This window comes from Chryseobacterium wanjuense, from assembly GCF_900111495.1.
In the GTDB taxonomy this organism is placed as follows: Bacteria; Bacteroidota; Bacteroidia; order Flavobacteriales; family Weeksellaceae; genus Chryseobacterium; species Chryseobacterium wanjuense.
In genome coordinates this window covers 1,414,002-1,440,093 of record NZ_FOIU01000001.1, presented here as the reverse complement: position 1 = coordinate 1,440,093, position 26,092 = coordinate 1,414,002, and the positions used below count along the sequence as shown (strand labels likewise).

29 protein-coding genes are annotated in these 26,092 nt (G+C 36.0%); 18 read left to right on the top strand and 11 right to left on the bottom strand.

Annotated elements, in window-relative coordinates:
• Positions 1-3 precede the first annotated feature (3 nt).
• The 5 genes from BMX24_RS06600 (at position 4) to purF (ending at position 5,677) form a co-directional block, all read left to right on the top strand.
• Positions 4-1,866 carry an endonuclease gene (locus BMX24_RS06600; RefSeq protein WP_089791249.1) on the top strand — a complete coding sequence of 621 codons (1,863 nt, stop codon included), beginning with the start codon at positions 4-6 and terminating at the stop codon, positions 1,864-1,866.
• A 145-nt stretch (positions 1,867-2,011) separates the two neighbouring features.
• A complete protein-coding gene (locus BMX24_RS06595; RefSeq protein WP_089791248.1) occupies positions 2,012-2,617 on the top strand; it encodes a SatD family protein in 606 nt (201 codons plus the stop codon).
• A gap of 2 nt (positions 2,618-2,619) precedes the next feature.
• Positions 2,620-3,315, top strand: a complete 696-nt coding sequence (locus BMX24_RS06590; protein WP_089791247.1) for a DUF3307 domain-containing protein — start codon at positions 2,620-2,622, stop codon at positions 3,313-3,315.
• A gap of 21 nt (positions 3,316-3,336) precedes the next feature.
• The gene (gene purC / locus BMX24_RS06585; protein WP_089791246.1) at positions 3,337-4,056 is read left to right on the top strand and encodes a phosphoribosylaminoimidazolesuccinocarboxamide synthase; all 720 of its coding nucleotides are present in this window, start codon (positions 3,337-3,339) and stop codon (positions 4,054-4,056) included.
• A 121-nt stretch (positions 4,057-4,177) separates the two neighbouring features.
• Entirely contained in the window at positions 4,178-5,677 is a 1,500-nt protein-coding gene (gene purF / locus BMX24_RS06580; protein WP_089792794.1) for an amidophosphoribosyltransferase, read from the top strand.
• Between the two features lie 83 nt (positions 5,678-5,760).
• Here the strand turns inward: purF and BMX24_RS06575 are convergent, their stop codons facing one another.
• From BMX24_RS06575 to aroB, 5 genes are all read right to left on the bottom strand, one after another.
• A complete protein-coding gene (locus BMX24_RS06575) occupies positions 5,761-6,480 on the bottom strand; it encodes a porin family protein (RefSeq protein WP_089791245.1) in 720 nt (239 codons plus the stop codon).
• Positions 6,481-6,817: 337 nt separating this feature from the next.
• Complete coding sequence (locus tag BMX24_RS06565) at positions 6,818-7,402, bottom strand: porin family protein (protein WP_089791243.1); 585 nt, start codon at positions 7,400-7,402, stop codon at positions 6,818-6,820.
• 156 nt (positions 7,403-7,558) lie between these two features.
• Positions 7,559-8,236 (bottom strand): porin family protein, encoded by a 678-nt coding sequence (locus BMX24_RS06560; protein ID WP_089791242.1) that lies wholly within the window; start codon positions 8,234-8,236, stop codon positions 7,559-7,561.
• A 296-nt stretch (positions 8,237-8,532) separates the two neighbouring features.
• A complete protein-coding gene (locus BMX24_RS06555; protein ID WP_089791241.1) occupies positions 8,533-9,192 on the bottom strand; it encodes a porin family protein in 660 nt (219 codons plus the stop codon).
• 272 nt (positions 9,193-9,464) lie between these two features.
• Positions 9,465-10,511, bottom strand: coding sequence for a 3-dehydroquinate synthase (gene aroB / locus BMX24_RS06550; protein WP_089791240.1), 1,047 nt, complete (start codon positions 10,509-10,511; stop codon positions 9,465-9,467).
• A 148-nt stretch (positions 10,512-10,659) separates the two neighbouring features.
• Between aroB and BMX24_RS06545 the strand changes: the two genes are divergently transcribed.
• Complete coding sequence (locus tag BMX24_RS06545) at positions 10,660-11,793, top strand: pseudouridine synthase (RefSeq protein WP_394332539.1); 1,134 nt, start codon at positions 10,660-10,662, stop codon at positions 11,791-11,793.
• Positions 11,794-12,049: 256 nt separating this feature from the next.
• Here BMX24_RS06545 and pncA read toward each other — a convergent pair whose 3' ends face one another.
• On the bottom strand, positions 12,050-12,655 hold the full coding sequence (pncA, locus tag BMX24_RS06540) for a bifunctional nicotinamidase/pyrazinamidase (RefSeq protein ID WP_089791239.1): 606 nt from the start codon (positions 12,653-12,655) through the stop codon (positions 12,050-12,052).
• Positions 12,656-12,764: 109 nt separating this feature from the next.
• Here pncA and BMX24_RS06535 point away from each other — a divergent pair, with 109 nt between their 5' ends.
• Genes BMX24_RS06535 through BMX24_RS06520 form a run of 4 tightly spaced genes read left to right on the top strand, consistent with a single transcriptional unit; the run spans position 12,765 to position 14,726 of the window.
• The gene (locus BMX24_RS06535; RefSeq protein ID WP_089791238.1) at positions 12,765-13,301 is read left to right on the top strand and encodes a YfiT family bacillithiol transferase; all 537 of its coding nucleotides are present in this window, start codon (positions 12,765-12,767) and stop codon (positions 13,299-13,301) included.
• 38 nt (positions 13,302-13,339) lie between these two features.
• The gene (locus BMX24_RS06530) at positions 13,340-13,756 is read left to right on the top strand and encodes a DUF1569 domain-containing protein (RefSeq protein ID WP_089792790.1); all 417 of its coding nucleotides are present in this window, start codon (positions 13,340-13,342) and stop codon (positions 13,754-13,756) included.
• Positions 13,753-14,130 (top strand): bacillithiol system redox-active protein YtxJ, encoded by a 378-nt coding sequence (ytxJ, locus tag BMX24_RS06525; RefSeq protein WP_089791237.1) that lies wholly within the window; start codon positions 13,753-13,755, stop codon positions 14,128-14,130. Before BMX24_RS06530 ends, ytxJ begins: the two co-directional genes overlap by 4 nt.
• Positions 14,130-14,726, top strand: a complete 597-nt coding sequence (locus BMX24_RS06520; protein ID WP_089791236.1) for a Crp/Fnr family transcriptional regulator — start codon at positions 14,130-14,132, stop codon at positions 14,724-14,726. The genes ytxJ and BMX24_RS06520 overlap by 1 nt, the downstream gene beginning before the upstream one ends.
• An 82-nt stretch (positions 14,727-14,808) precedes the next feature.
• On the opposite strand, the gene BMX24_RS06515 is transcribed toward BMX24_RS06520, so the two are convergent.
• Complete coding sequence (locus BMX24_RS06515; RefSeq protein ID WP_089791235.1) at positions 14,809-16,221, bottom strand: aminotransferase-like domain-containing protein; 1,413 nt, start codon at positions 16,219-16,221, stop codon at positions 14,809-14,811.
• A gap of 94 nt (positions 16,222-16,315) precedes the next feature.
• Here BMX24_RS06515 and BMX24_RS06510 point away from each other — a divergent pair, with 94 nt between their 5' ends.
• The 8 genes from BMX24_RS06510 (at position 16,316) to BMX24_RS06470 (ending at position 24,100) form a co-directional block, all read left to right on the top strand.
• Positions 16,316-17,200 (top strand): DMT family transporter, encoded by an 885-nt coding sequence (locus tag BMX24_RS06510; RefSeq protein ID WP_089791234.1) that lies wholly within the window; start codon positions 16,316-16,318, stop codon positions 17,198-17,200.
• Positions 17,201-17,817: 617 nt separating this feature from the next.
• Positions 17,818-18,414 carry a Crp/Fnr family transcriptional regulator gene (locus tag BMX24_RS06500; RefSeq protein ID WP_089791232.1) on the top strand — a complete coding sequence of 199 codons (597 nt, stop codon included), beginning with the start codon at positions 17,818-17,820 and terminating at the stop codon, positions 18,412-18,414.
• A gap of 46 nt (positions 18,415-18,460) precedes the next feature.
• Positions 18,461-19,075, top strand: coding sequence for a Crp/Fnr family transcriptional regulator (locus tag BMX24_RS06495; RefSeq protein ID WP_228404709.1), 615 nt, complete (start codon positions 18,461-18,463; stop codon positions 19,073-19,075).
• Between the two features lie 272 nt (positions 19,076-19,347).
• Positions 19,348-21,489, top strand: a complete 2,142-nt coding sequence (locus BMX24_RS06490; RefSeq protein ID WP_089791231.1) for a catalase — start codon at positions 19,348-19,350, stop codon at positions 21,487-21,489.
• Between the two features lie 46 nt (positions 21,490-21,535).
• Complete coding sequence (locus BMX24_RS06485; protein WP_089791230.1) at positions 21,536-22,036, top strand: CinA family protein; 501 nt, start codon at positions 21,536-21,538, stop codon at positions 22,034-22,036.
• Between the two features lie 55 nt (positions 22,037-22,091).
• Positions 22,092-22,844 carry an SDR family oxidoreductase gene (locus BMX24_RS06480; protein ID WP_228404707.1) on the top strand — a complete coding sequence of 251 codons (753 nt, stop codon included), beginning with the start codon at positions 22,092-22,094 and terminating at the stop codon, positions 22,842-22,844.
• A 159-nt stretch (positions 22,845-23,003) separates the two neighbouring features.
• Positions 23,004-23,663 (top strand): DUF6766 family protein, encoded by a 660-nt coding sequence (locus BMX24_RS06475; protein ID WP_089791228.1) that lies wholly within the window; start codon positions 23,004-23,006, stop codon positions 23,661-23,663.
• A 125-nt stretch (positions 23,664-23,788) separates the two neighbouring features.
• Positions 23,789-24,100 (top strand): monooxygenase, encoded by a 312-nt coding sequence (locus tag BMX24_RS06470; RefSeq protein WP_089792786.1) that lies wholly within the window; start codon positions 23,789-23,791, stop codon positions 24,098-24,100.
• Positions 24,101-24,268: 168 nt separating this feature from the next.
• Here BMX24_RS06470 and BMX24_RS06465 read toward each other — a convergent pair whose 3' ends face one another.
• The 4 genes from BMX24_RS06465 to BMX24_RS06450 form a co-directional block, all read right to left on the bottom strand.
• Complete coding sequence (locus tag BMX24_RS06465) at positions 24,269-24,778, bottom strand: pyridoxamine 5'-phosphate oxidase family protein (RefSeq protein WP_089791227.1); 510 nt, start codon at positions 24,776-24,778, stop codon at positions 24,269-24,271.
• A 125-nt stretch (positions 24,779-24,903) separates the two neighbouring features.
• The gene (locus BMX24_RS06460; RefSeq protein WP_089791226.1) at positions 24,904-25,275 is read right to left on the bottom strand and encodes a rhodanese-like domain-containing protein; all 372 of its coding nucleotides are present in this window, start codon (positions 25,273-25,275) and stop codon (positions 24,904-24,906) included.
• On the bottom strand, positions 25,272-25,574 hold the full coding sequence (locus BMX24_RS06455) for a DUF3817 domain-containing protein (RefSeq protein WP_089791225.1): 303 nt from the start codon (positions 25,572-25,574) through the stop codon (positions 25,272-25,274). Before BMX24_RS06455 ends, BMX24_RS06460 begins: the two co-directional genes overlap by 4 nt.
• Before the next feature lie 2 nt (positions 25,575-25,576).
• Positions 25,577-26,035: a hypothetical protein gene (locus tag BMX24_RS06450; RefSeq protein WP_089791224.1), complete on the bottom strand. Its 459-nt coding sequence runs from the start codon at positions 26,033-26,035 to the stop codon at positions 25,577-25,579.
• Between the last annotated feature and the right edge of the window lie 57 nt (positions 26,036-26,092).

Here is a 26,092-nt window from a genome sequence, read left to right as displayed (position 1 = left end):
AGCATGAAAAAACTTTTATTTCCTTTACTTTTAATTTCATCTTATTTTGCGGCACAGATTCCTGCAGGATATTACGATGGAACAGCAGGTTTAACGGGCTATGCCTTGAAATCGAAACTTCATGATATTATTTCGGCGAAGAATATCAACTGGCATTATGGTGACCTTACCAATTACTATAATCAGACAGATTTGGATAAATATTACGATCACGATGCTACCAATACTACTATATTATTAGATATCTATTCTGAGATCCCGACAGGTCCGGATTCGTATGAATATACAACGGCAAATATTATTGGAAGTGCAGGATCGGAAGGTCTAGGATGGAATAGGGAACATATGATGCCTCAAAGTACATTTTACAGCAATTATCCGATGTATTCCGATATGTTTTATGTAGTTCCGACGGATGCGAGAATTAATCAGTTGCGAAGCAATTATCCCTATGGAATTGTAGGTTCTACTATATATTATACGTTTACCAATACTTCCAGAATCGGAAATTGTGCCATTCCCGGTGTGACTTACACTGGTCGGGTTTATGAACCAATTAATGAATTTAAAGGAGATGTAGCGAGAAGTTTACTCTATTTTGCGGTAAGATATGAAGGAAAATTGGGTACTTTTAATTTTAATAATAATGCAAATCCTGCTTCTGATACCAATCCGCTTGATGGAACGGAAGAGCGTTCTTACGATCCTGCATACATTGCAATGCTTCTTCAGTGGCACAATCAGGATCCTGTTTCTCAAAGGGAAATCGACAGGAATAATGTGGTGTATACTTTACAAAAAAACAGAAATCCTTTCATCGATAATCCTGCCTGGGTCAATACAATCTGGGGACAAACTCCTGATGCTGCGGCTCCTGAAACCCCGACAAATGTAGCGGTTACCCAAAACAGCGCTTATTTTGCCACCCTGAGCTGGGCTCCGAGTTCAAGCACGGATGTGATTGGCTATAAAATTTACCAAAACGGAACTTTGGTTGGCGCAACGAAAAATACCACGTTCAGTATAGATCATTTAACGCCTTCTACAACGTATAATTTTACGGTAAAGGCTTATGATAACGGCTATCTGCTTTCACCTGACAGCAATACGGTTTCTACAACAACTATGACTTCTGATATTTATGCTAAAGATTTATTTGTTTCAAAATATCTGGAAGGGACTTCAAACAATAAAGGTCTGGAAATCACCAATAAAACAGGGCATCCTGTGAATTTGAACGACTACAGATTATCCATTCAATTCCCGAGCGGAGGCAATTATTATTTTCCTGATCCTTACGAGTTGGAAGGTATTGTTCAGAACAATGAAACTTTTGTCGTGCTGCATCCTGACGCGAATTTCTCATGCTATACCATTAATCAGGCTAAATTTGTAACGGCAGCTCCGCAAATGACCTTTTCCGGAAGTCAGTATCTGGAATTGAGATATAAAAACTCTACCGTTGACGCGATCGGTATTTCAAGCACGAATAATTCTTCAACTTTAGGAAATGTTTCTCTGTATAGAAAGGCGAGTGTCAATCAGCCAACCACAAGTTTTAACATTTCCGAGTGGGACTCTTATGCAAGCAATTATTGCCAGAATTTAGGAACGCTTTCTGCTTCTGATGTGATCTTAGCCGGAAATGAATTTAAAATTTATCCAAATCCTGTTTACGACCATATTTTTGTGAATGGAAAGGTTGAAAATGTAAAATCTGCTCAGATTCTGGATTTCTCCGGAAAATTGATTTATTCTGAAAATTTACCTTTTAAAAATAAGAAAACTATTGCTGTTCAAAACCTGACGGCGGGTTCTTATTTGTTGAAGTTGGATGAGAGGGTTTATCAGTTTATTAAAAAATAATTTTACAATATAACTCTACAAAAAAGTCTTTAAAACAGACTGTTTTACAACATCATCGATATAAGCAGATTCACTAATAACCAATATCTATAAGTGTTTCTGCTTATATCTTTTATTTATAAGTAATTATGCTTATATTTGCAAAATGATAGCGGTCATTACCGGAGATATTATAAATTCACAACATGCGGAAACGGAGGTTTGGATCACCAGACTTAAAAATCTTCTCGAAAATTGGGGAAGCGCTCCTAAAACATGGGAAATCTACAGGGGAGATGAATTTCAGTTCAAATGTAATATCGATGACGTTTTCTGGCATTTCTTAGCCATAAAATCACTTATCAGAAGTCAGGAAAATCTGGATGTAAGAATTGCCATCGGTATTGGTGAAGAAAATTTTTCGTCTGAAAAAATCACAGAATCCAACGGAACGGCATATGTCTATTCCGGAAGATTGCTGAATGATCTGAAGAATGACGGACACACCGTATCCATCAAAACATCTAACGATTCTGTAGACAGAGATCTGAATATTTTACTGAAATGGTCATCCAAAGATTTTGATAACTGGACGATGGCGACCGCAGAAATCATCCACGAGATGATCATGAATAAAGATATCACGCAGGAAGATCTTGCGAAAAAGTTTGCAATCTCACAGTCGTCTGTAAGCCAGAGACTGAAGCGCGCCAACTATGACCTGATCGTAGAAACCAATCTATATTTTAAAAAGAAAATTTCGGAACTGTAAGCATGATTTTTATCAAACTCATATTGGCACATCTACTCGGAGATTTTGTTCTTCAGCCAAATTCTTGGGTTGCAGATAAGGAAAACCGTAAACTGAAGAGCAAATATTTGTACCTTCATGTTCTGATTCACACTGCTTTAAGTTTTATTTTCCTTTGGGATGTACAACTTTGGTGGGTCGCCGTTTTGGTGGGAGTTTCGCATTTTATTATTGATGCATGTAAGTTGAGTTTTCAAACGGTTAAAAATAAAAAAGGCTGGTTTTTTATAGATCAGGCTTTGCATGTTTTAGTGATTGCAGGGATTTCTTTTTATTTTAATGAATTCAATTTTGAATTTTTAAAAGATCAGGAAACATTAAAAATAATAATGGCAGCTTTGTTTTTAACATCGCCTGCTTCGATTTTTATTAAAATATTATTGTCTTCATGGACACCCGTTCCGGAGACTGCAGGTAATATACAAACCGAATCTTTATCAAGTGCCGGAAAATATATTGGAATTTTAGAACGTTTACTGGTATTCGCTTTTATTTTGGTGGATCACTGGGAAGGCGTTGGTTTTATGGTGGCTGCAAAATCTGTTTTCAGGTTCAGCGACCTTGCACAGGCCAAACAGAGAAAACTCACAGAGTATGTATTAATAGGTACTTTACTGAGCTTTGGAATGGCAGTTTTAACAGGAATTTTAATTAAATAATAAAAATAAATCTAGTAAGAAATGGAAAAGAAAGAAATGTTGTACGAAGGTAAGGCAAAACAAGTATTTGCAACCGATAATCCTGATCAGGTAATTGTACGTTTCAAAGACGACGCTACTGCATTTAATGCTCAAAAAAGAGGTTCTGTTGATTTGAAAGGTGAGATGAACAACGCCATCACGACTCTTATTTTTGAATATTTAAATGAAAAAGGGATTAAGACTCATTTCATTAAACAATTGAACGAAAGAGAGCAATTGGTAAGAAAAGTATCCATCATTCCTTTGGAAATGGTTGTAAGAAACTATTCTGCAGGAAGTATGGCTCAAAGATTAGGAGTGGAGGAAGGAATAAAATCTCCGGTAACGATCTTCGATATCTGCTACAAGAAAGACGAGTTGGGAGATCCGCTTATCAATGATCACCATGCGGTTTTCTTAGGTGCTGCAACGTATGAAGAGCTTGATGAGATGTATGAATTGACTTCAGATATCAATGAAATCCTGATCGATCTTTTCGACAAAATGAATATTATCCTTGTTGATTTCAAAATCGAATTGGGTAAAACTTCAGACGGAGAGATCATTTTAGCAGACGAAATTTCTCCTGATACATGCAGACTTTGGGATAAAGATACCATGAAGAAGTTGGATAAAGACAGATTCAGAAGAGACTTAGGAGAAGTTACTGAAGCTTATGTTGAGATCTACAATAGATTGAAAGCTGTACTTGCTAAATAATTATTAGGCCAGAAGCCAGAAGTTGGATGCTGGAAGTTTATCTGAAAACTTAAAAAGTTTAGTTGTAAACTTCAGACTTCAAGCTCCCAGCTTCCATCATCAAAATTTAGAAAAAATAGAAATGAAAAGTTTAGACATTCATAAAAGTGAATATTTAAAACAGTTTGAAACTCAAACCTACGGAAGAAATCTTTTCAGAACGCAGGAAGAAGAAAGACTGGATGCTCCGAATGAGGAGTGCGGTATCTTCGGAATGTATTCTGATAACGATCTGGATACGTTTTCTCTTTCACAGTTCGGGCTTTTTGCGTTACAGCACAGAGGTCAGGAAGCGTGTGGTATTTCTGTTTTAAAAAACGGAAGAATCACCAATATGAAAGACGAAGGGTTGGTTTTGGACGTTTATAAAGAGATCCATGATCCTGAAGCTTTTATGGGAAATTCTGCAATCGGGCACACCCGTTACACGACTGCAGGAGATAAAAAGAAGTATAATTTCCAGCCATTTTTCGCGAAAAACGAATATGACCAGATTATCCTTTCCATAGCGCATAACGGTAACCTTACCAATGCCAAAGAACTAAAAGCAGAGTTGGAGGCTGAAGGCGTAGTTTTCAGAGCAACTTCCGATTCTGAGGTCATTTTAAGATTAATCCAGAAAAACCTTGATTTGGGGCTTCGTAGTGCTATCAAAGCTACTATGGAGAAAATTGAAGGCGCTTATTCTGTGGTGGGAATGACAAGAAATAAATTTTTTGCATTCCGGGATTTCAACGGGATCAGACCTTTGGTTTTAGGAGCTATTGACGAAAAATCTTACGTTGTCGCTTCAGAATCTGTAGCTTTAGATGCTGTGGGAGCTCAGTATGTACGTGATATTTTGCCGGGAGAAATTGTTTACACCAATGAAAACGAACCCGGAAAACTTCATTCTTACATGGCAGATGAAATGAAAGGAAAGCAGAGAATCTGTTCTTTTGAATATATTTATTTTGCAAGACCTGACTCTTATCTGGAAAATATCAATGTTTACGAAATCAGAGAAAAATCGGGAGAGAAAATCTGGCACCAGGCTCCGGTAGAAGCTGATGTGGTAATCGGAGTTCCGGATTCGGGAGTTCCGGCTGCGATTGGTTTTGCGAAGGCTTCGGGGATTCCTTTCCGTCCGGTTCTGATTAAAAACAGATACATCGGAAGAAGTTTCATCGTACCGACTCAGGAAATGAGAGAAAGGGTAGTGAACCTGAAACTAAATCCTATTATTTCCGAAATTAAAGATAAAAGAGTAGTGATCATCGACGATTCTATCGTACGTGGGACGACTTCCAAGAGATTGGTAAAAATCTTAAAAGATGCAGGGGTGAAGGAAATCCACTTCAGAAGTGTTTCTCCACCAATCATTGCACCTTGTTATTTAGGAATAGATACCCCGTCAAAAGACGATCTTATTTCTGCAAATATGACCACTGAAGAGCTTAGAGCTTATTTAGGAGTTGATTCTTTAGAATTTTTAAGCGTGGAAAACTTAAAAGAAATTTTAGGTTCTTCCAACCACTGCTTCGGCTGCTTCACAGAAGAATATCCTGTAGAAAAAGGAGAAGAGGTAGAATTATTTAATTAAAATTTAAATAAAAATAAAGCGAAAGGTCAGACTTAAAAATATTAAGTCTGACCTTTTCATTGAAATTAAATTGGTTATGTATATTAAAATTTGTAATTCAATCCTAACTGGAATACTCTGTTGGTTTTGCTGTTATATTCCACACCCGGCATAATATAATTGTTATAAGTATGCGTCAAACTGTTGATATATCTTGCATTAATACCCAAATTGTGAGTAATATCCAGACCTAAACCAAGGGCCAATCCTATATCAAACTTTCTTACAATATCTTTATTAACGCTTCCTGAATTAGATATCGTTTCTGTAGACGTACTAGATCCTGTAGTTTTTGTAATTGTAGTTTCACCTTCATTTTTACCGTTCAGGAAGTAGCTGAATTGCGGCCCTGCCTCCATATAAAAGCTTCCGGGTCTGAACTGGAACATCAAAGGAACTGAAATATAATTCAGATAGTTTTTCACATCACTTACAGTTTTCGTAGTAGTAGTGGGTGAAGTGATTTCTGAAGATGATGTGATGGTTTTTGCACCCATCTGGTTATACAAAACTTCTGGTTGTACACTGATTTTATTAGAAAGCGGCACATTCACAAAAACACCTGCGTGGAATCCTACTTTCTGGTTGTTTAGGCTTAGTTTCTGATCACTGAACTGTGACGCATTAGCACCTCCTTTGATTCCCACTCTTGCATGTGGTTTTTCCGGTACCGGGGTAATAGTAGCAGTTTCTACAACAACTGTTTCCTGAGCAGCGACTAATGAGCCAGCGACTAATGCTAGTCCTAAAAATAACTTATTCATAATCTTGTTTTTTTTATTTCCTATTTACTTTTTAAATCTAAACTTTCATTTAGACTTGGAGTACTTCGCAAATACTTTGCCAAAAATTATAAACCACCTGTATTTAAAGGATTTACAAGTTCCTACTTGGTTAATATTTTACATAAAAAACCATTATATTTCAAAAAAATATTTTAAAACTAAAACTTCTGATTTCTTTTTTAAATTAAATTATGTTAAAAATAAAATACTTAAATTTTTTATTATTTTTTTTCTTCTTATTCTTAAAAACACCAAAAAAATGAAAAGGTCAGGCTTTACGAATAAAACCTGACCTTTTCTATTGAATCAAAATTGTTTAAAACTTGTAAGCAACTCCTACCTGGAATACGCTGTTTCTTACAGCATCACCAGGATTGTCTTCAGCGATATCTGTAACTCCGGCTACAAATCTTGCCGTAACACCGAATCCGTCTACGATGTAGTATCCTGCACCTAAGCCGATACCTAAATCAAATCCTTTGATTGAATCATTAACGTCTAAAGAACCACCGTTACCTTTTATCTTTCTGTTAATAGCAAAACTGAACTGAGGCCCTGCTTCAAGATACAATTCTGGAAGAACATTGTACTGGAACATTACAGGAACTGAAATATAATCAAGATTTAATTTCACATCAGAATTACTTTCTGCTTTTGCTCCCATTCCGTTATACAAAACTTCCGGCTGAACGCTGAAAGAACTTGCAACAGGAATATTGGCAAATACACCTCCGTAAATTCCAGCTTTAGCTTTAAAGCCATCTTCATTAATAGAAGAGATATTAAGACCAGCTTTCACACCGAATCTTACCGGCGAAGAAGGTGAAGAAGTTTTTGCATTTTCCTGAGCGAAAGTCAGTGAACTTAAGGCGATTGCGAATCCTAAGAATAATTTTTTCATAGTCAATAGTTTTAAATTTAATTAATAATTTATAAAATTTCAACCTCCATAGTACAAAATTCTTGCCAATTTTTATTAAAAGATTAAAAAATAAGTAAAAAAATAAGTCAGGTCTATAAATAAACCTGACTTCATAAAGTAAATAGCCGATTAGGATTAAAATTTATAAGCTACTCCTACTTGCAATACGTTATTTTTCACAGCATCAGAACCACTAGGTCTGTTTTTGACAACATCCGTAAGACCGGCAACATATCTTAAAGTAACCCCAATGTTTGGAGTAAAATAATACCCTGCTCCAAGACCAAGACCGAAATTGAAAGTTTTTAAGTCTTTTTTGTCAATTTTACCTGAAGTTTCTGTCGTGGTAGTAGAAGAAGAGTTTCCAGTCATAGCAACCATTGTAGTTGATACTTTTTCTTTTGCGCTCAACATGAATCCAAACTCAGGTCCCGCTTCTAAATATAATTTTGGTGTTGCATTATATTGAAACATTACCGGTACGGTAAGATAGTCAAGAGATGCCGTTGATTTTCTTGTACTATTAAATGTAGTATTTTGAGATTGTCCTGAGAATGTCTCTACTTTCTTCGCTCCTAATCCGCTATACAATAACTCCGGCTGTACGCTGAATTGTGCACTTAATGGAATGTTTGCAAAACCACCTGCATAGAATCCAACTTTTGATTCCTGAACATCCGATCCGCTATCCTTTGAAAATGAAGATACGTTCATTCCGGCTTTCAAACCGTAGCTTATAGGTGAAGTTCCTTTTTTCTGTGCAAATGTAAATGAAGCAGCAACAAGTGCCAATCCTAAAAATAATTTTTTCATAATTTAATTGTTTTTTGTCAGTTGTATTTTTGTTTGACGCTAAGGCCAGACAAATTGTTTGCCAAATAAGAAAACAAAACCAAACCGCATTTTTACCCTTGAAAATTATTTAAACAAGCTATTCCTTTCCTTTACATTTATTTTAATTCATATTTTAATATCTCATAAAATCTGCTTATCCATTCGCTATTTTTAACGTAAAATATTTTTTTTGTTAAAAAATAAAAAAAAGTCGGACTTATAAAAGTCCGACCCGTATTGAAATCTGTTTGTTCTAAATAAAACTACTTAATTATTTAAAATTTGAATGCTAAACCTACCTGGAAGTTATTGTTTCTTACAGCATCTCCATTGTTATTTTTGTAAATATCAGTTGTTCCTGCAACATATCTCGCCGTTAAACCAATATTATCCGTAAAATAATATCCTGCACCAATACCAATCCCAAGGTTGAATTTGTTGAAATCATCTTTGTTTAAGCTGTATGATTCTGCTCCTGTCGTACTTCCGTTTTTAGTATTTTTATACTTATCTCTAGCATCAATCATGAAACTGAACTCCGGACCTGCTTCTAGATAGAAGTTAGGAACAAAATTATATTGGAACATCAATGGCACTGAAATATAATCTAAATGTCTTGCGTATTCTGCTGTATAATTGTTTCCTCCGATGTTTACGTCTGTAAGGGTAACTTTCGAACCAAGGTTATTGTACAAAACCTCCGGCTGAATACTGAATGAACTTGCTACCGGAATATTAGCAAACACCCCTCCGTTGAAACCGATTTTAGACTTCGAATCATCCAGTCCCGCATCATTTGAAAGTGAAGAAACGTTCATTCCCCCTTTGATACCGAATCTTACCGGGCTAGAAGATGAAGCTGTTGTTGTCGTCGTTTCCTGAGCAAATGCTAATGAACTTGCAGCTACTGCTATTCCTAAGATTAACTTTTTCATAACTTAAATTTTTAATTACTATTTCCTAATTTTAAATTTTACTACTTGTCAGTTTTTCATTTGACGGAGAGTATCTTTCAAAATGTTTGCCAAAATTAAAATTAAGGTTGAAAATAAACTTAAAAACAGGCGTTTGAGCTAATAGTTTTGATAATTAACTTACTATTAATCAATATTATAAAAGTTAATTAAACATTTGTTTATAAAAAGTCTAAATTATATTTTTTATTTAAAATTTAATCAAAATTTGTCAGAAAATAGGATAATTTCAATCAAGCATCATTCAATTCTCTATAAAACTTAAGCGAAGCCGTGATGTTTTTTTTGCTGCACTTATGATCAAATGCACACGAACCGATTCCTGAAAGCAGGGAAAAGTTGATGTTACTGTCTACATTCTTTTTATCATTTAATAATAAATCAAATATATCTTCATCTTTAAAATCACTTATATCCAAGTAAGGATAGTATTTCTGAATGTTTTCGATAATTAATGTTGAATCTTCTTCCGAAATTAAGCCTTCCAGATACGCAAGATACGCCTCTGAAATCATTCCCATCGCCACAGCTTCCCCATGAAGAATCGGATTTCCCTGACTTAAATATAAACTTTCAATCGCATGACCTATTGTATGCCCGAAATTCAAAGTTTTTCTGATATTTTTTTCGTGAAAATCTTCCTCAACCACATTTTGCTTAATATCCATCGAAGTCTGGATATGCGGAATCACTCCGTCTATATCAAGCTTGTGAATCTGCGTAAGGCTTTCCCAATGAGCTTTATCGGCAATTAAGCCATGTTTCAGCATTTCTGCAAAACCACTTCTTAATTCTTTAAAAGGTAATGTTTCTAAAAATTTAGGATACACAAAAATATGTTCCGGAAAAGTGAAAGTTCCTATCATATTTTTATAATTCATAAGGTCAATTCCTGTTTTTCCGCCTATTGATGCGTCGCACATCGATAATAGGGTAGTCGGGATATTGATGAAAGATATGCCTCTTTTATAGGTAGAAGCCACAAAACCGCCCATATCTGTGATCACGCCGCCTCCAAGATTGATCATTAACGCTTTTCTGTCCGCCTGCATTTCCGTAAGGATTTCCCACAACTGATTCACCGTCTGAATATTTTTCATTTCCTCGCCGGCTTCCACTTCAAGAATTTCAAATCCAAGATCCGTCTGCATATTTCCCAACAGGGTAGGAAGACAATATTCATGCGTATTTTCATCAACCAAAATAAAGATTTTGCTGAAAGATTTTTCGTGTAAAAAGTCATTTAATTGAGAAAAATTATCGTCTACTATTGTTATCATTTTCAGATTTTCTGTAAAGTTAATTGTAATACTATCTTGCAAAGTTATGATTCTTAATTTTTAACTCGTTATTAAATATACTATCTTTGCAGAAATTTTTAGAATGAGCAGAGATAACAATAATTCAGAAAGACCAAAGAGACCAAGAATTTCAACTAAGAAAAATTCTGGCAATTCTCGTGCTTCCAGTTCTGGAAATTCTTCAGAATCAAAACCTTTCAAGAAATCTTTCCCTAAAGCAGGCGAAAGAAATTCTGAACACAGAGGATCCAATACAAAGTTTGGACAAAAGCCTTTCAAAAAAACGGAAAGAAGTTTTGACAGACAAGACGACGATCAACATTCTAAATCTGAGAGAAAGCCTTATATCACGAATAATAGTGAAGAAAGAAAGCCATTCGGGAAATCGGCTCCAAAAAGAGGCGGCAAAAGCTTCGACAGCAGAGATAAGTATGAAAGAGGCAGCCTGAAATACGGGAGAAGACCTGCTGCGGCTGGAGAAGAAAGACAGGACAGAGCAAAATCTTTCGTACAGAAAAGAAAATTCAACAAGATTGACAAGGATATCCACAAAGATACCATCCGTCTCAACAAATACATCGCCAATTCAGGGATCTGTAGCAGGAGAGAAGCTGATGACCTGATTGTTCAGGGACTGGTAGAAGTAAACGGAAAAGTCGTTACGGAAATGGGTTATCAGGTAGAAAAAACGGATAAAGTAGTATTTGACGGACAAAACATTACTCCCGAAAAGCCTGTGTATGTTCTTTTAAATAAGCCAAAAGGTTATATTTCTACTACAAAAGACGACAAAGCCAGAAAAACAGTAATGGATCTTGTAGCCAATGCTTCACCTTACCGTTTGTTTCCTGTAGGAAGGCTGGATCGTTCTACGACTGGGGTTATTCTTCTTACGAACGACGGACACATGACAAAAAAACTTACGCATCCATCTTTTGATGCAAGAAAAATTTATCATGTGACTTTGGATAAAAAACTAACTCATGAAGATATGAAGTTAATTGCCGAAGGAATTCGTCTGGATGAAGGAGTGGCTGTTGTAGATCAGATTTCGTTCATTGAAGGAAAACCGAAAAATGAGATCGGAATTGAGATCCACATTGGCTGGAACCGCGTGATCAGAAGAATTTTCCAAAGATTAGGATATGAAGTGGAAGCTCTTGATCGTGTCATGTTTGCAGGATTGACGAAGAAAAACATAAAGAGAGGACACTGGAGAATCCTTACAGAACTGGAAGTGAATAATCTTAAAATGCTTTAGTGGGGTTTCGGGATTCGTGTTTCGGGATTTTAGAGTTTTTTTAAGCTAAAAAATAAAAGACGTTGATTTTTTTCAACGTCTTTTTTATGTATTTTCTGAGTGTGTCATTCTGGCGAAGAAGAAACTATTATTTAAATTTAAAGGCTTCGAGAGCCTCAGCCTGACAACGCTAATACTATCCGTAAGTTTTATCCAGTGTCAGGCTGAGGCTCTCGAAGCCTTAATATATGAAAAGTCTTTATTTATAATTAAAAAATTACCCCAAAACAGTCACCCCTTTCTGAATCATTTCATAAATCGCATCCCTTCCGTTATCCGGCTTTACATTCACCGCACGAGTTCCGTTGAAATGCAGACATGTGATATATCCGTTGGCAACTGCATCAAGACAGGTAAATTTCACGCAATAATCCATCGCAAGACCTACAATTTCCAATAATTGAATATCGTGATATTTCAAGAAATCGTCCAATCCCGTTTTCATAAAATGATTATTGTCCTGAAAACCACTGTAGCTGTCAATCTCGGTATTTTTTCCTTTTTGAATGATATGAGTGACTTTATCCCTGTTCAGGTCTTTATGAAACTCTGCCCCGAAAGTCCCCTGAATACAGTGATCCGGCCACATAAACTGCGGAACGCCGTTCAGAATGATACTTTCTCCAACATTTTTCCCGTTGTTGCTGGCAAAACTTTTATGATTTGCAGGATGCCAATCCTGTGTTAAAACTATTTGATCGTACTCATTTTCTTCCATCAGAGCATTGATGTATGGGATTACTTCATTTGCTTCCGGAACTGCCAATGCGCCGCCTTCACAAAAATCATTCTGTACATCTACGATTATTAACGCTTTTTTCATATTTAGATTTCTCGAATTTTTGATAAATTTACAAAAACTAACACGCAAAAAATTGTCCAAAACCGAATTATCGGACAAATCGACAACATAAAATTTTAAATCTAATAAAATGAGCAATTTAGAGAATAAGAAATTTCCTATTGGGCAATTCGAGCAGCCTGAAAATATCTGCGATATCAAACTTGATGAATATATTAATGTGATTAAAGATTTTCCGGGCAGACTGAAAAACCTGATCGAAAATTTCACCGACGATCAGCTTGACACCCAATACAGGGAAGGAGGATGGACGGTAAGACAGCTCGTAAACCATATTGCAGACAGCCATATCAACAGCTTTATCCGACTCAAATTAGCACTCACGGAAGATAATCCTACCATCAGACCGTACGATGAAGCAAAATGGGCAGAACTGCAGGACAGCCGCAATATGCCGATAAAACCAGCTATGAGAATGATCAAAGGAACCCACCAAAGATGGACTACCTTGCTGAAAACCATGACCAACAAACAGTTTGAAAGAACTTTTCATCACCCTGAACAAAATAAAGATTATGATCTAAGAAGTTACCTGGCAGTGTACGCGTGGCACTGCAACCATCATTTTGCTCACATCGAAAATTTGAAGAAAGAAAAAGGTTGGTAAAAAAAAGTCTTCATAGCAGTATTTATTTTGAGGAAATTATGAAAAGAATTTCCAATTTGTCTGAAAATTCCCAGAAAAGATGGGGAAAAATGGATGTATGCCAAATGATGAGACATTGTAATTATGTCCTTCAAATTCCGTTGGGGAAAATAGAACTTCCTCCTGTCAATGCTCTTTTTAAGACAATAGGCATCATAACCAAAATAGAAATGCAGATTTTTAATAACGGAATTCCCAGAAATATGCCTACTTTTCAAAAACTTATCGTTAATTTTGAATGTGATTTTAATGATGAAAAAGAAAACCTACTGAAAACACTTGATGAATACCGCAACACTTTCAAACAAGGAAAACTGCCTGATCATCACGTTCTTTTCGGAAAAATGACCGAAAAAGACTGGGGATTCTTAGAATATAAACATCTTCATCATCACCTGAAACAATTTAATGTATGAGTTTTTTTGATAAAATATTTAGTGGAAAGGGAGAAGAATCTGAAAAAAAATCTTTCTGGAAAAAGATCGAATCGGAAGAAGATCTTCAAAAAGCCATTGAAAGCTCTTTCCACAACAGGATTGCTATCTTTAAACATTCGACCAGCTGCTTCATCAGCAAGACCGTATTGAAAAATTTTGAAAAAGAGATAGAAAACTTAGATCAAAAAGTAGAGTTATATTACTTAGATTTGCTAGCACACAGATCTCTCTCCAATAAAATTGCCGAAGATTTTGGTGTAAGACACGAAAGCCCTCAATTAATAGTAATAGAAAACGGAAAAGCCATAAGCAATGCTTCACATCAGCATATATCCGCAGATCAAATTGTATAATGAAAAATATTAATAATTATTTAGCAAAAGTTTTAAGTGTTCCCGTTGAAAAGGTGAACATGTGCAGTTTACACTATGAAGTAAAGAAAATACCGAAAAATCAGTTTCTTTTGCAATATGGTGAGATCTGCCGATATATTTACTTTGTTGAAAAAGGACTTATCAAAATGTATTCTATCGACAAAAACGGTAAGGAACACATTATTCAGTTTGCTCCTGAAAGCTGGCTGATTTCCGACCGAAGCAGTCTTTATTTCAATGAAAAGTCTGTATATTATATTGAAGCTGTTGAAGATTCCGAGGTGCTTTTGCTGCACCCAGATTTTATCAGCAAATTAGTGGGAGAATTTCCGAACAGTCTGGAAAAAAGCGATATTTTATTACAAAAACATATTAAAAGTTTACAGGACAGGATCAATTCTTTACTGGCCGAAACAGCGGAAGAACGCTACATGAAATTCATCAAAATGTACCCTGATTTATTACTGAGAGTTCCGCAATGGATGATCGCGTCTTATTTGGGAATCACTCCTGAAAGTTTGAGCCGCGTAAGAAAAGAATTAGCAAGAAAAAATTTCGTTCCGGATAATAAATAGCGGGAAGATATGAAGCTGGAGGATGGAAGTTTTACAATGATATACTTCCAGCTTCCAACATCCATCCTAAGCTTAATCAAACTCAAACTCTTTTCGCCAAATTCCCCAATTGTTTCAGCTTCGCCTGTGTCTCCTCAGACCACGGCAAACCGATGCAAAGACGCATACAGTTTTCAAACTGATCCTGTAAGGTAAACATTCTTCCGGGGGCAATACTTATATTTTCTTTGATCGCAAGGTCGTACAATTGCGTTGTTTTAATATTTTTATCAAATTCTACCCAAAGGGAAAGTCCGCCTTGTGGACGGCTGGTTTTTGTACCCTGCGGAAAAGCTTCTGCGATCGTCTGTACGTAATTCTGATAATTATTTTGCAAAGATTTTCTCATCTGCTGAAGATGCTTTTCATATTTCCCGGATTTTAAAAAATTAGCCACCGCTTCATTTACAATTGAGATAGATGAAGTAGAGTGGAGGAATTTCAGCTTTAAAATTTTATCCTTGTATTTTCCCGGAGCAATCCATCCCACACGATAGCCGGGAGCCAATGTCTTTGAAATCGAGCTGCAGTACAATACATTTCCTTCTTTATCAAAAGATTTGCAGCATTTCGGGCGGTCGGAGCCAAAATAAAGGTCGCCGTAGACATCATCTTCAATTAAAGGAATTCCGTTTTCTGAAAGGATTTTCACCACCTCCTTTTTATTTTCATCGGGCATACAGCTTCCCAGAGGCGCATTATAATTCGGAATTAAAAGGCACAGATCAATCTTTGGAATGACTTTTTTTAAAGCATCAATTTCAATTCCCGTCGTGGGATGGGTCGGAAGCTCGAGAACTTTTAAACCTAATCCGTTCGCCAACTGTAAAATCCCGGGATAGCACGGACTTTCAATGGCAATAGTATCGCCGGGTTTTCCCAAAGCCATTAAGCAGAAAGATAGTGCATTCATCCCGCCATTGGTTGTTACCAGGTCATTTTCATGAAAATTTCCGCCCCATTGTAATGATCTCATGGAAATCATTCTTCGTAATTTCAGATTTCCCTGTATTTCTTCATATTCCGTTCCTCCTTCCTTTAGAGTTCGGGTAGCGTTGATGATTTCTTTTTTAAGTTTAGCCTGTGGCAAAAGATCTCCCGACGGAATTCCGATGGAAAAAAGCGTTACTTCTTTCTTTCCGATGTTTTCATATACTTTATTGATCAATTCATTAGGTTCTTCATTATTGGCAATTAATGAAGGTTTGCTCACTTCAGGAAGCGGCAGTTCTACGGAAAGAATATTGCTCACAAAATATCCCGACTGCGGTTTAGAATCTACCAAAGACTGCGATTCCAACTCCAAAAAAACACGTTTTGCGGTGTTCATGCTGATCTGGTGTTCTTTGCATAATTTCCTTACAGAAGGGAGTTTATCGCCAGATTTTAATATCCCGTTTCTTATTTGTGAAGCGATTCCGTTGGCTATTTCGGTGTATAAATATTCTTTATTCATAATAAACTGTACTCATGCAAATATACAAAACTGAGACTGTGTTTATCTTTTTAACCTTTATAATTTTGAATTATTAAAATTAATCTTCAATACAATGATAACACATAAACTATCAAAAGATCAGACACTCAACGGATGGATCAACGGTTTTATCGGGGTTTTGCTTTTCAGTGGTTCGTTACCGGCTACAAAATTGGCGGTGACAGAGATGAATCCCATTTTCGTAACAATCGCACGTGCCGGAATCGCGGGTGTGCTGGCTCTTTTTGTTTTATTGATTTATAAAGAAAAACGTCCTGCAAAAGATCAGATTTTTTCTTTAGTTTTAGTTTCGATAGGCTGTGTGATAGGATTTCCTTTACTTTCTTCTCTGGCTTTGCAGTATTTAACGTCTGCTCATTCCATCGTCTTTTTGGGGATGTTACCTTTAATGACTGCTATTTTCGGGGTATTTCGCGGAGGAGAAAGACCGCATCCAGTGTTTTGGTTTTTTTCCATTATCGGAAGTTTATTGGTGATTGGGTTTGCTGTCTCGCAGGGAATTTCAGCTTCTCCGATTGGCGATATTTTGATGCTGCTTGGTGTAATCCTTTGTGGATTAGGCTATGCCGAAGGTGCAAAATTGTCAAAAACTTTAGGAGGATGGCAGGTGATTTCCTGGGCATTGGTTTTGGCTCTTCCTTTAATGATGCCGTTATTTTTTATTTACTTTCCAAAAAATATCGAAACTGTAAGCTTTCAGGGCTGGTTTGGCTTGGGGTATATTGCTTTGTTCAGTATGTTTATTGGTTTTATTTTCTGGTATAAAGGTCTCGCGCAGGGCGGAATTACCACTGTAGGACAGCTGCAGCTTTTACAGCCTTTTTTCGGATTGGCATTGGCTGCGTATTTCCTGAATGAGCAGGTAAGCTTAGGAATGTTAGGGATCACAGTAGGAGTTATTCTTTGTGTGGCAGGAACGAAAAAATTTACGAAATAAACGAACATAAATGAATATTATGATCGAGATCATAAATTTTTAACTAAATGTTTCCATACATTTGAAATAACACCAATAAAATATAAAGTTATGAAATATGTATTAACACTCACGATACTCGGATTTATAGTCCTGAGTTGTAAGAAAAGTGCAGATACCTCCACCACTTCGGCATCTGACACAACGATAGTTGCAGACAGTACAATAGCACCGGTTCCGGCCGATACAATCTCAGTAGACAGTACAGCAACAAACCGTACAGATACTGCGGATACCACTAAAGTTACAAAATAAATTTACACGTCATAGATTTACAAAACCCGTTTAGAAAAAAGCGGGTTTCATTTTCATTTCCGTTACCAGATTTTTCAGATTTTTTAATTGGTAAATCTTATTTTTATTTCAGAGGTAAATATAAATTAATAAAAATAATCTTTCTTAATAATTTATATTGAAAATCAAAAAAATAACGGACAAAAGATAAAAATCAATAATAGAATTAACATAATTTAACATTTTAAGAAATCAACAAGGTTCAATATTTGTATATAATAAAACGTAGTGCCCAATTTTTTCTAATAAGATGCTAAACATTACTAACATTAAAACAACTATTTATGGTTATCAAAGAAGAAATTTTGCATTCAGTAGGAGCAAGTATAAAAACCTATAAACCCACTGAGATCATTTTCAGTGAAGGAGATCCTGCTAATTATTATTATCAGATCATTACCGGAGACGTAAAACTGAACAACTACAACAAAGATGGGAAGGAAAGCATCCAGACTTTATTAGAAGCCGGACAGAGTATCGGCGAATCGATGCTTTTTATAAACAAACCTTATCCAATGAACGCAATTGCTATCACCAATTGTGAAATTCTCAGGCTTCCAAGGCATATTTTTTTGGATCTTCTGAAACTATATCCGGAAATATCCCGCGATATCAACACATTTCTTTCACAAAGAATTTACTACGCCTTGGTAATGAAACAGAATTTGAATACTCACAATCCTGTTTCAAAATTAAAAACATTAATGGATTACCTTAAAAGCTTTCAAAAAGAACAAGCGCCATATTCTTTTCTGGTTCCACTCACAAGGCAGCAAATGGCAGGTCTTACAGGCCTTTGCGTAGAAACTGCAATAAGAACCATTAAAGTAATGGAAAGAAATAAAATATTAAAAATTAAAGATCGTAAAATTTTATATTAAAAAATCAATATCAAATTTTCCAATTTTATTAAAACTTTTACTAAGCATGAAAACAATAAGCTGTATGAATATTGAGCCTGAACTTTTGTATTCTTTCGGTGCAGAAGTAAAAACATATCAACCTGGCGAGTTGATCTATAGAGAAGGAGATCATGTGGTTTATTATTATCAAATTCTAAAGGGGAAGCTAAAGCTCAACAATTACAATGAAGAAGGCAAAGAATTTATTCATAATATTTTGGGAGAACACCAGAGTTTTGGAGATTCCATGCTTTTTTTAGAAAAATTTTATGTGATGAACGCGGTATGTCTTAGCACATGCGAAATCATCAGGCTTCCCAAAAGCAGTTTTATGGACATGCTGGAAAAACATCCGCATGTTTCACTGGAAATGAATGCATGTCTTTCGCAAAAACTTTATTTCAAGGCAATTATGCTGCAAAGTATGTCTTCTCAAAATCCTGCTTTAAGGTTGAAAGGATTGCTGGATTACCTTAAAAGTTATCACGATGGCGATTGCGGGCAATGCTTTCAGGTGGAGCTTACAAGACAACAGATTGCGAATTTGACAGGCTTACGAGTGGAAACTGTAATCAGAGCCTTAAAAAAAATGGAAAAAGAAGGTAATCTTAAGATTGAAAACCGGAAAATTTTATATTAATATTAATCAACATGACTTGGGTCATAAGAAAGTAGACGCTTTAAGGCATATATTTGAGGTGACAAATTATCCATGTTCCCATAAACCTCAGACCGAGGAAACACAATAAGCTTTTTAGCTTTAAAAAAAAATTCAAGTTTTAATATCAATTTATTGCTGTCTAATACTAGTCACAGCTGGAAATACTATCACTAAATATTAATTAATTTACTTATCAGCATAATTTTTTATTTGAACCATTTAAATAACCCAACCACTAAAATATTAGAACTATGAAAGCCCCTAAGAAAACCAACAAAAAGCTGGATCAGCTTGAATCGCACAGCACTTCCAACGATCAGGAAAAGCTTACTACCAATCAAGGTCTTAAGATTAATAACAACCAGGATTCCTTAAAAGCCGGAGACAGAGGACCGACCTTACTGGAAGACTTTATTTTAAGAGAAAAAATCACCCATTTCGACCATGAAAGAATTCCTGAAAGGGTAGTACACGCAAGAGGTTCCGGAGCACATGGTGTTTTTAAACTAAATAAAAGCCTGGCCAAATATACAAAAGCAAAATTCTTAACGGAAGTAGGAAAAGAAACACCTGTTTTTGTAAGGTTTTCAACCGTTGCAGGAAACAGGGGAAGTACCGATCTTGCGAGAGATGTAAGAGGATTTGCAATAAAATTTTACACCGATGAAGGAAATTATGACCTTGTAGGAAACAATATGCCCGTATTTTTTATTCAGGATGCCATGAAGTTCCCGGATCTTGTACATGCCGTAAAGCCTGAACCACACAACGAAATTCCACAAGCTGCCTCTGCTCACGATACTTTTTGGGATTTCATTTCACTGATGCCTGAAAGTATGCACATGATCATGTGGCTGATGAGCGATAGGGCTATTCCCAGAAGTTTCAGCAGAATGGAAGGATTTGGAGTTCACTCTTTTAAATTTATTAATGATGAAGGAAAAGCACATTTTGTAAAGTTTCATTTTAAACCAAAACTAGGCGTCCATTCCGTAGCTTGGGATGAAGCGCAGAGAATTTCGGGGGTAGATCCTGATTTTCACAAAAGAGATCTTTGGGAATCCATCGAAAATGGAATATTCCCTGAATGGGATTTCGGTGTACAGCTGATCCCTGAAGAAGATGAAGACAAATATGATTTTGATCTTCTCGATCCTACAAAAATCGTCCCTGAAGAAGAAGTTCCGGTACAGCTTGTAGGAACATTAACTTTAAATAAAAATCCTGAAAACTTTTTTGCAGAAACAGAGCAGGTGGCTTTCCATCCCGGACATATCGTTCCCGGAATCGATTTCACCAACGATCCGCTGCTGCAGGGAAGACTATTTTCCTATACAGATACTCAGCTGATAAGACTGGGCGGGCCAAATTTCCATGAAATTCCGATCAACAGATCCGTAAACACGGTTCACAACAACCAGCGCGACGGATACATGAGACAACAGATCCCCAAAGGAAAAGTAAGCTACGAGCCAAACTCCATCGGCGGCGGATGTCCTTTCCAGGCGATGATGTCAGAGGGTGGTTTTGCATCCCAGGAAGCCAGAGTTTCAGGCGCAAAAGTGAGAGAAAGAAGCAGAAGTTTCGTAGATCACTATTCTCAGGCAAAATTATTCTACAACAGCCAGTCGACACCGGAAAAAATACATCTTCAAAATGCCTTGATATTCGAATTGTCAAAAGTGACTATTCCTGCTATAAGAGAAAGAGTGGTAGGGCAATTGGCATTCATTGATAAATCTTTAGCATGGAGAGTGGCAGAAAAAATCGGTGTTACGGTAAAGGAATTGGAATTTCCTAATCAAAGCATTCCCGCAGATGCCAATCCTGCTGACTTACAAAGCGAGGAAAGAGAGCCCAATACAAAAATCTCAAAAGCTTTGAGCATGCAGAATACCGTTAAAGATACCATCCTGGGAAGAAAAATCGGTTTTATTATGGGTAATGGAGTAGATGCAGAAGCTGTAAATGATTTAAAATTAAAACTGGAAGCAGAAGGCGCTGTTGTGGAAATCATCGCACCAAGTTTAGCTCCGGTAAAGACAAGCGACGGATCATCTTTAACTCCGAAACATTCTTTGAGCAGTACGGCAAGTGTTTGTTTTGATGCTTTATTCATCGGAACAGGCGAAGATTCTACCAAAGAATTGCTGACTCCGGAAAACAAACCTCTTGTATTGCGTTTTATTAATGAAGCTTATAAACATTGTAAAGCCATCTATTTCGGCGACGGAACAGAAGCTCTCTACATGAGCAGTAATGTCGGATTAAAGAAACATGAAGATCCCGCCATCATTACGTGGGAAAACAAAAAAAGTCCTGAGAAATTTATTGAAGCAATAGCCAAACACAGAGTCTGGGAATTGGAACTCGAAAGAAATGCTCAGAATTAAACTAAAACTTAAAATAACCCCTCACACCACACTAAATTTTTTAATTATGGAATTTCAAAAAAACCTTCTAGAATACATCAGCCAGTCATTATTAACAACAGGCGAAACGATTTCAGTAGTAGAAAGTGTAACTTCAGGCTGTTTGCAGCTTGCTTTTTCACAAATGCCCAATGCTTCTTTGTTTTATAAAGGAGGTATGACGGCCTATACGTTACCCGAAAAAGTCAGATTATTAAATGTAAATAAAGCGGAAGCAGAAGAATGCGACTGCGTTTCAGAAAATATCGTGGAAACCATGGCTTTAAATGTAGCCCAGCTCTTCGAATCCGACTGGTCGATTGCCACAACAGGCTATTGCACACCCATCAGGAATTCTTCTTACAAGATTTTCGCGTATTTCTCTTTTGCCTACAAAGGGGAAATTATTATGACCAAAAAATTGGAATTACACCCAAAAACCCAAGCTCTGAATGCTCAATTGTATTATACAGAATTCATTCTGGGGTGCTTCAAAAGCGAAATTAACCAGTTATTAATTTTAAAATAAAACTTAGCAGATACTCAGAAAACAATATATTAAGTTATAAAAAGTAGTTTTAATTATGGGAAAATTAAAATTAGAAAACAAATCCGTTCTCATTACCGGAGCAGACAGTGGAATAGGTAAGGCCGTAGCTTTACTTTTTGCACGTCATGGAGCTAATATTGCCATTATATATCACTCCAACACCGATGATGCCGAAGAAACTAAATCTGAAATTGAAAATCTCGGAAAAAAATGCATTATTTTCAAGGGTGATATTAATGATTATGAATTCTGCGAAGAAACTGCCAAACAAACAGCTTCCGAATTCGGAGGAATTGATATTTTAATTAACAACGCCGGAATGCAGTTTCCTTCCGATAATATTGAAAATCTTGAGGAAAAGAACATCAGAAAAACCTTTGATTCCAATATTGTAGGGATGATTTTGTTAACGAAAATTGTTTTTCCTTATTTAAAAGAGGGAAGTTCCATCGTCAATACAACGTCTGCAGTAGCCTATCAGGGACATCCGGAATTATTGGATTATTCCGCGACAAAAGGTGCCATTGTTTCTTTCACAAGATCATTGGCCTTACAGGCAAAACCCAAAGGAATCCGCATCAACGCCGTAGCTCCGGGACCTGTAGCAACACCTTTAACCGAGAAAACTTTTGGAGAAAAAGAAGAAGATGAAAACAAACCACCTTTGGAACGAAACGCCTCACCGGAAGAAGTGGCCACCAGCTTTCTTTTTTTGGTAAGCGATGATGCTGCCCAGATTACAGGGCAAGTTTTCCATCCCAACGGAGGCCTGATCGTCAATGGATAAAAGAAATTAAACATCAAACTTTTACGGATATTTCAACTGTCTTGAAACTGCAGCAATCAGGGAAAAATATATCGTTGAAGCTTCGAACATTAGATTCGGAACCACAAGTCATATTCAGTATCTGAAATGCAAAAAATAAACTTAAAATCCCAGTACAAGATGTCTAAAAAAACAAGTTTTATATATCGCAACAGCTTAAGTATTGTTTTGCTGATATTAATGATTTGCTGTCTTGCCGCTCAGTTTTTAACGGGCTGGAAAACAGAAAATAAAGAGCTTGCCGAAAACGGAAAAGCCATGTTGAGTCTGGGACAATACGTTTACAGCGGACATTTTATCCAGGCGACTTTTGAAAACTGGGAAAGTGAATTCCTGCAGATGATGCTGTATGTTTTGCTGACAATTTCATTGAGACAGAAGGGTTCCAGCGAATCGAAATCTTTGGATGAAAAAGAAGATGTAGACAAAGACCCCGAGCCGCATCCCAACGCTCCATGGCCTGTGAAAAAAGGAGGAATTTGGTTGAAAATTTATAAGCATTCTTTGTCATTAGCTTTTGCATTTTTATTTTTAGCAAGCTTTTCCTTACATTTTTACGGCAGTTTGAAGGATTACAACGAAGAACAGATTTCGAAAAACAAGCCAACCACTACCGCTTCACACTATATTACAGATTCCAGATTTTGGTTTGAATCGTTTCAAAACTGGCAGAGTGAGTTTCTGGCAGTGGCTTCTCTTGTGATTCTTTCGATCTGGCTTCGGGAAAAAGGTTCACCGCAATCCAAACCGGTTAATATGTCTCACGATGAAATGCCATGAGACAAGTTTAACATTTTTTATGCTACAATTATCAAAATAGTGTGATTTATTTTTGGTATATTTAAACAAAAAGTGCCTGTTTATAGGCAATGCAGAAGTTAAAATATTCAACAAAAATAAATAAAATGGAGAAAGTAATTCTTTATGTTGATTTTCAACATCAGGGTCCTTTTGGAAAGGAAATGGCAGAAAACTTACAAACACTTGCGGAAAGTATTAATGAAGAACCAGGTTTTATATGGAAAATGTGGACTGAAAATGAAAAAAATAAGGAAGTAGGAGGGGTTTATCTCTTTGACAATAGAAAATCTGCGGAAATTTATCTCGAAAAGCACATGGTAAGGCTTTCCCAATGGGGATATGAAGATGTGACTTACAAAATTTTTGAAATCAATGAACAGCTGACAAAAATTAATCATTCACCGATTCTTTATTAATTTTTTTCAAAATCGTTTCTCAATTGGAGTTTTCAATTTCTTAATTTTTTTGGAAATGAATTGATGATAAAATTAAGTCTAATTTAACTTAAAATTATAAACTTTTAAAATAAATAAAAAAAGCAATGAAAAATTTTCACTGCTTTTTATTTTGTTATTTAATATTTTCTAAACCGTTGCATTCCCTTCAACACCATCAGAATTATCGGTTGTATTTCCCGTAACAGCATTGGCTACAAAATTGAAAAGACTGACCAGTTTTCCGGCTTTTGTATCCCAATAATACGTCTGCTTCGGCGCTACACGGATAATCGAAACCGTCGGGTCATCTTTCCCATCCTCAAACCATGCTTTTGCCATAGGTGACCATTTGTCTTCGATAGTTGACCTGTCTTTGTAAATAGTAGCATCTCCGTACACTGAAAGATACTGATAATCACCATTATTCATAAAAAATAACTGCACCCTGCGGTCATCTTTAATTTCAAAATTTTTGTTGCTGGTGTCGCTGCTGATGAACCAGAGATTTCCTTCGTTATCCGTTTCCTGAAGCGTCATCGGGCGGGAATTGATCGGAACAACATCCAGCTCTGTACAAAACATACAGATTTTTGCATTTTCCGATAATTCCTTAATTTTTTTAATCGCGTCCTGATTGGTAAGATTTTCTGTTGACATAATATTATATTTTAAAGTGATTGGTTTTGAATAAAAGAATTACCTGTAATAATTCAAAAATCCTACCATCTTAAAATATTAATATCAAAAAAGAATTTTAATTAAAAAAATAAATTGAATAGTGATTATTTTTCAGAAACTTTCAGGTTAAAGCTTTTCTGCAAATCACTCCACGCACCACCATTATAGACTTTTCTGAATCCTTTTTCCTTTAAAATATTTTCAACTTTTACACTCCTCAGTCCATGAGAGCAAACAGTGATGTATGTCTTATCCGGATCAAGTTCTACATATCTTTCTCTAATTGTTCCAAGTGAAATATTCTGAGAACCCGCAATATGACCTGTTTCATATTCTTTTTCGGTTCTTACATCTAAAATGACCGCTCCGTTTTTGATGAGCTGGTCCAAACCATTATCCAATGTCTGGTATTTATAAATCCTGTACACAACATAAATTACCAGAACAATTCCTAAAAAAATCACTATATTTTTCATAGTTTATTTAAAATTTTTCTGTCAATATAAAAAGTTCCAAACGGAATAATACACGCCAAAAGTACCTTCCAGGTTATTTCTTTAAACTTCCATTTTTGCTCGACACCCACACTTAAAGTATTGAATAGAAACAGCAGGAATAATGAACCATGAATTGGCCCCATCATCTTCACGAAAGCAGGATTATCAAATCCGTATTTCATTGGGACGGCGATAAATACTAAGGTTAACAAAGAAATTCCTTCAAGAATTGCAATGATCCGTAAGCGTCCGATTTTTGTTTTAAATAAGTCAATCATAATTATCTGAAATAAGGTCTGTTAGCAAAAGGAGAGAAAGGCCATGGAATCGCAATGAAAATGATAAGTAAAGCAATAATAAAATAAATGAGCATCGTTTTAAACTTCTCTTTATCAGTGTTTTTTCTTTTTGAAACTGCTGATCCGATGGTAATTAAAACAATCGAAAACAGCATCAGAAAAATGTGAATTAATCCAAAAAATAAAAGATCAAAAGATTCCTTAGCTTCATTAAAATTATTCCAGAAATACCTGATGATAGGACTTTGAGAGTATAAAGTTATTCCTAAAATCAGCTGAATATGGGCAATTGTCGCCGTCCAGTGTCTCACCGAATCATCAGTTTTTGAAAATTTTTTATCCGAAAAATACCCTTTGTAAGCGATGAAAATCGAGTAGACTAAACTCAATAAAACCAGCCATCGAAACAGTGAATGTAAAAATGTAAGCGTTTGATACATGATTATTTTTTAAGAATAAGACAAAGGTAAAATAAAAACATACTAACTAGTATGTTT

Excerpts from the sequence above, each read along its gene's own strand:
- pncA (WP_089791239.1), bottom strand. The coding sequence starts at position 12,655 with ATGAAAAAAGCGTTAATAATCGTAGATGTACAGAATGATTTTTGTGAA.
- BMX24_RS06460 (WP_089791226.1), bottom strand. The coding sequence starts at position 25,275 with ATGAAAAATATAGTGATTTTTTTAGGAATTGTTCTGGTAATTTATGTT.
- BMX24_RS06500 (WP_089791232.1), top strand. The coding sequence starts at position 17,818 with ATGGTTATCAAAGAAGAAATTTTGCATTCAGTAGGAGCAAGTATAAAA.
- BMX24_RS06595 (WP_089791248.1), top strand. The coding sequence starts at position 2,012 with ATGATAGCGGTCATTACCGGAGATATTATAAATTCACAACATGCGGAA.
- BMX24_RS06555 (WP_089791241.1), bottom strand. The coding sequence starts at position 9,192 with ATGAAAAAGTTAATCTTAGGAATAGCAGTAGCTGCAAGTTCATTAGCA.
- BMX24_RS06485 (WP_089791230.1), top strand. The coding sequence starts at position 21,536 with ATGGAATTTCAAAAAAACCTTCTAGAATACATCAGCCAGTCATTATTA.
- BMX24_RS06565 (WP_089791243.1), bottom strand. The coding sequence starts at position 7,402 with ATGAAAAAATTATTCTTAGGATTCGCAATCGCCTTAAGTTCACTGACT.
- BMX24_RS06465 (WP_089791227.1), bottom strand. The coding sequence starts at position 24,778 with ATGTCAACAGAAAATCTTACCAATCAGGACGCGATTAAAAAAATTAAG.
- BMX24_RS06490 (WP_089791231.1), top strand. The coding sequence starts at position 19,348 with ATGAAAGCCCCTAAGAAAACCAACAAAAAGCTGGATCAGCTTGAATCG.
- aroB (WP_089791240.1), bottom strand. The coding sequence starts at position 10,511 with ATGATAACAATAGTAGACGATAATTTTTCTCAATTAAATGACTTTTTA.
- BMX24_RS06515 (WP_089791235.1), bottom strand. The coding sequence starts at position 16,221 with ATGAATAAAGAATATTTATACACCGAAATAGCCAACGGAATCGCTTCA.
- BMX24_RS06590 (WP_089791247.1), top strand. The coding sequence starts at position 2,620 with ATGATTTTTATCAAACTCATATTGGCACATCTACTCGGAGATTTTGTT.
- BMX24_RS06535 (WP_089791238.1), top strand. The coding sequence starts at position 12,765 with ATGAGCAATTTAGAGAATAAGAAATTTCCTATTGGGCAATTCGAGCAG.
- BMX24_RS06530 (WP_089792790.1), top strand. The coding sequence starts at position 13,340 with ATGAAAAGAATTTCCAATTTGTCTGAAAATTCCCAGAAAAGATGGGGA.
- BMX24_RS06560 (WP_089791242.1), bottom strand. The coding sequence starts at position 8,236 with ATGAAAAAATTATTTTTAGGATTGGCACTTGTTGCTGCTTCATTTACA.
- BMX24_RS06455 (WP_089791225.1), bottom strand. The coding sequence starts at position 25,574 with ATGATTGACTTATTTAAAACAAAAATCGGACGCTTACGGATCATTGCA.
- purF (WP_089792794.1), top strand. The coding sequence starts at position 4,178 with ATGAAAAGTTTAGACATTCATAAAAGTGAATATTTAAAACAGTTTGAA.
- purC (WP_089791246.1), top strand. The coding sequence starts at position 3,337 with ATGGAAAAGAAAGAAATGTTGTACGAAGGTAAGGCAAAACAAGTATTT.
- BMX24_RS06510 (WP_089791234.1), top strand. The coding sequence starts at position 16,316 with ATGATAACACATAAACTATCAAAAGATCAGACACTCAACGGATGGATC.
- BMX24_RS06600 (WP_089791249.1), top strand. The coding sequence starts at position 4 with ATGAAAAAACTTTTATTTCCTTTACTTTTAATTTCATCTTATTTTGCG.
- BMX24_RS06480 (WP_228404707.1), top strand. The coding sequence starts at position 22,092 with ATGGGAAAATTAAAATTAGAAAACAAATCCGTTCTCATTACCGGAGCA.
- BMX24_RS06520 (WP_089791236.1), top strand. The coding sequence starts at position 14,130 with ATGAAAAATATTAATAATTATTTAGCAAAAGTTTTAAGTGTTCCCGTT.
- BMX24_RS06475 (WP_089791228.1), top strand. The coding sequence starts at position 23,004 with ATGTCTAAAAAAACAAGTTTTATATATCGCAACAGCTTAAGTATTGTT.
- BMX24_RS06450 (WP_089791224.1), bottom strand. The coding sequence starts at position 26,035 with ATGTATCAAACGCTTACATTTTTACATTCACTGTTTCGATGGCTGGTT.
- ytxJ (WP_089791237.1), top strand. The coding sequence starts at position 13,753 with ATGAGTTTTTTTGATAAAATATTTAGTGGAAAGGGAGAAGAATCTGAA.
- BMX24_RS06575 (WP_089791245.1), bottom strand. The coding sequence starts at position 6,480 with ATGAATAAGTTATTTTTAGGACTAGCATTAGTCGCTGGCTCATTAGTC.
- BMX24_RS06470 (WP_089792786.1), top strand. The coding sequence starts at position 23,789 with ATGGAGAAAGTAATTCTTTATGTTGATTTTCAACATCAGGGTCCTTTT.
- BMX24_RS06495 (WP_228404709.1), top strand. The coding sequence starts at position 18,461 with ATGAAAACAATAAGCTGTATGAATATTGAGCCTGAACTTTTGTATTCT.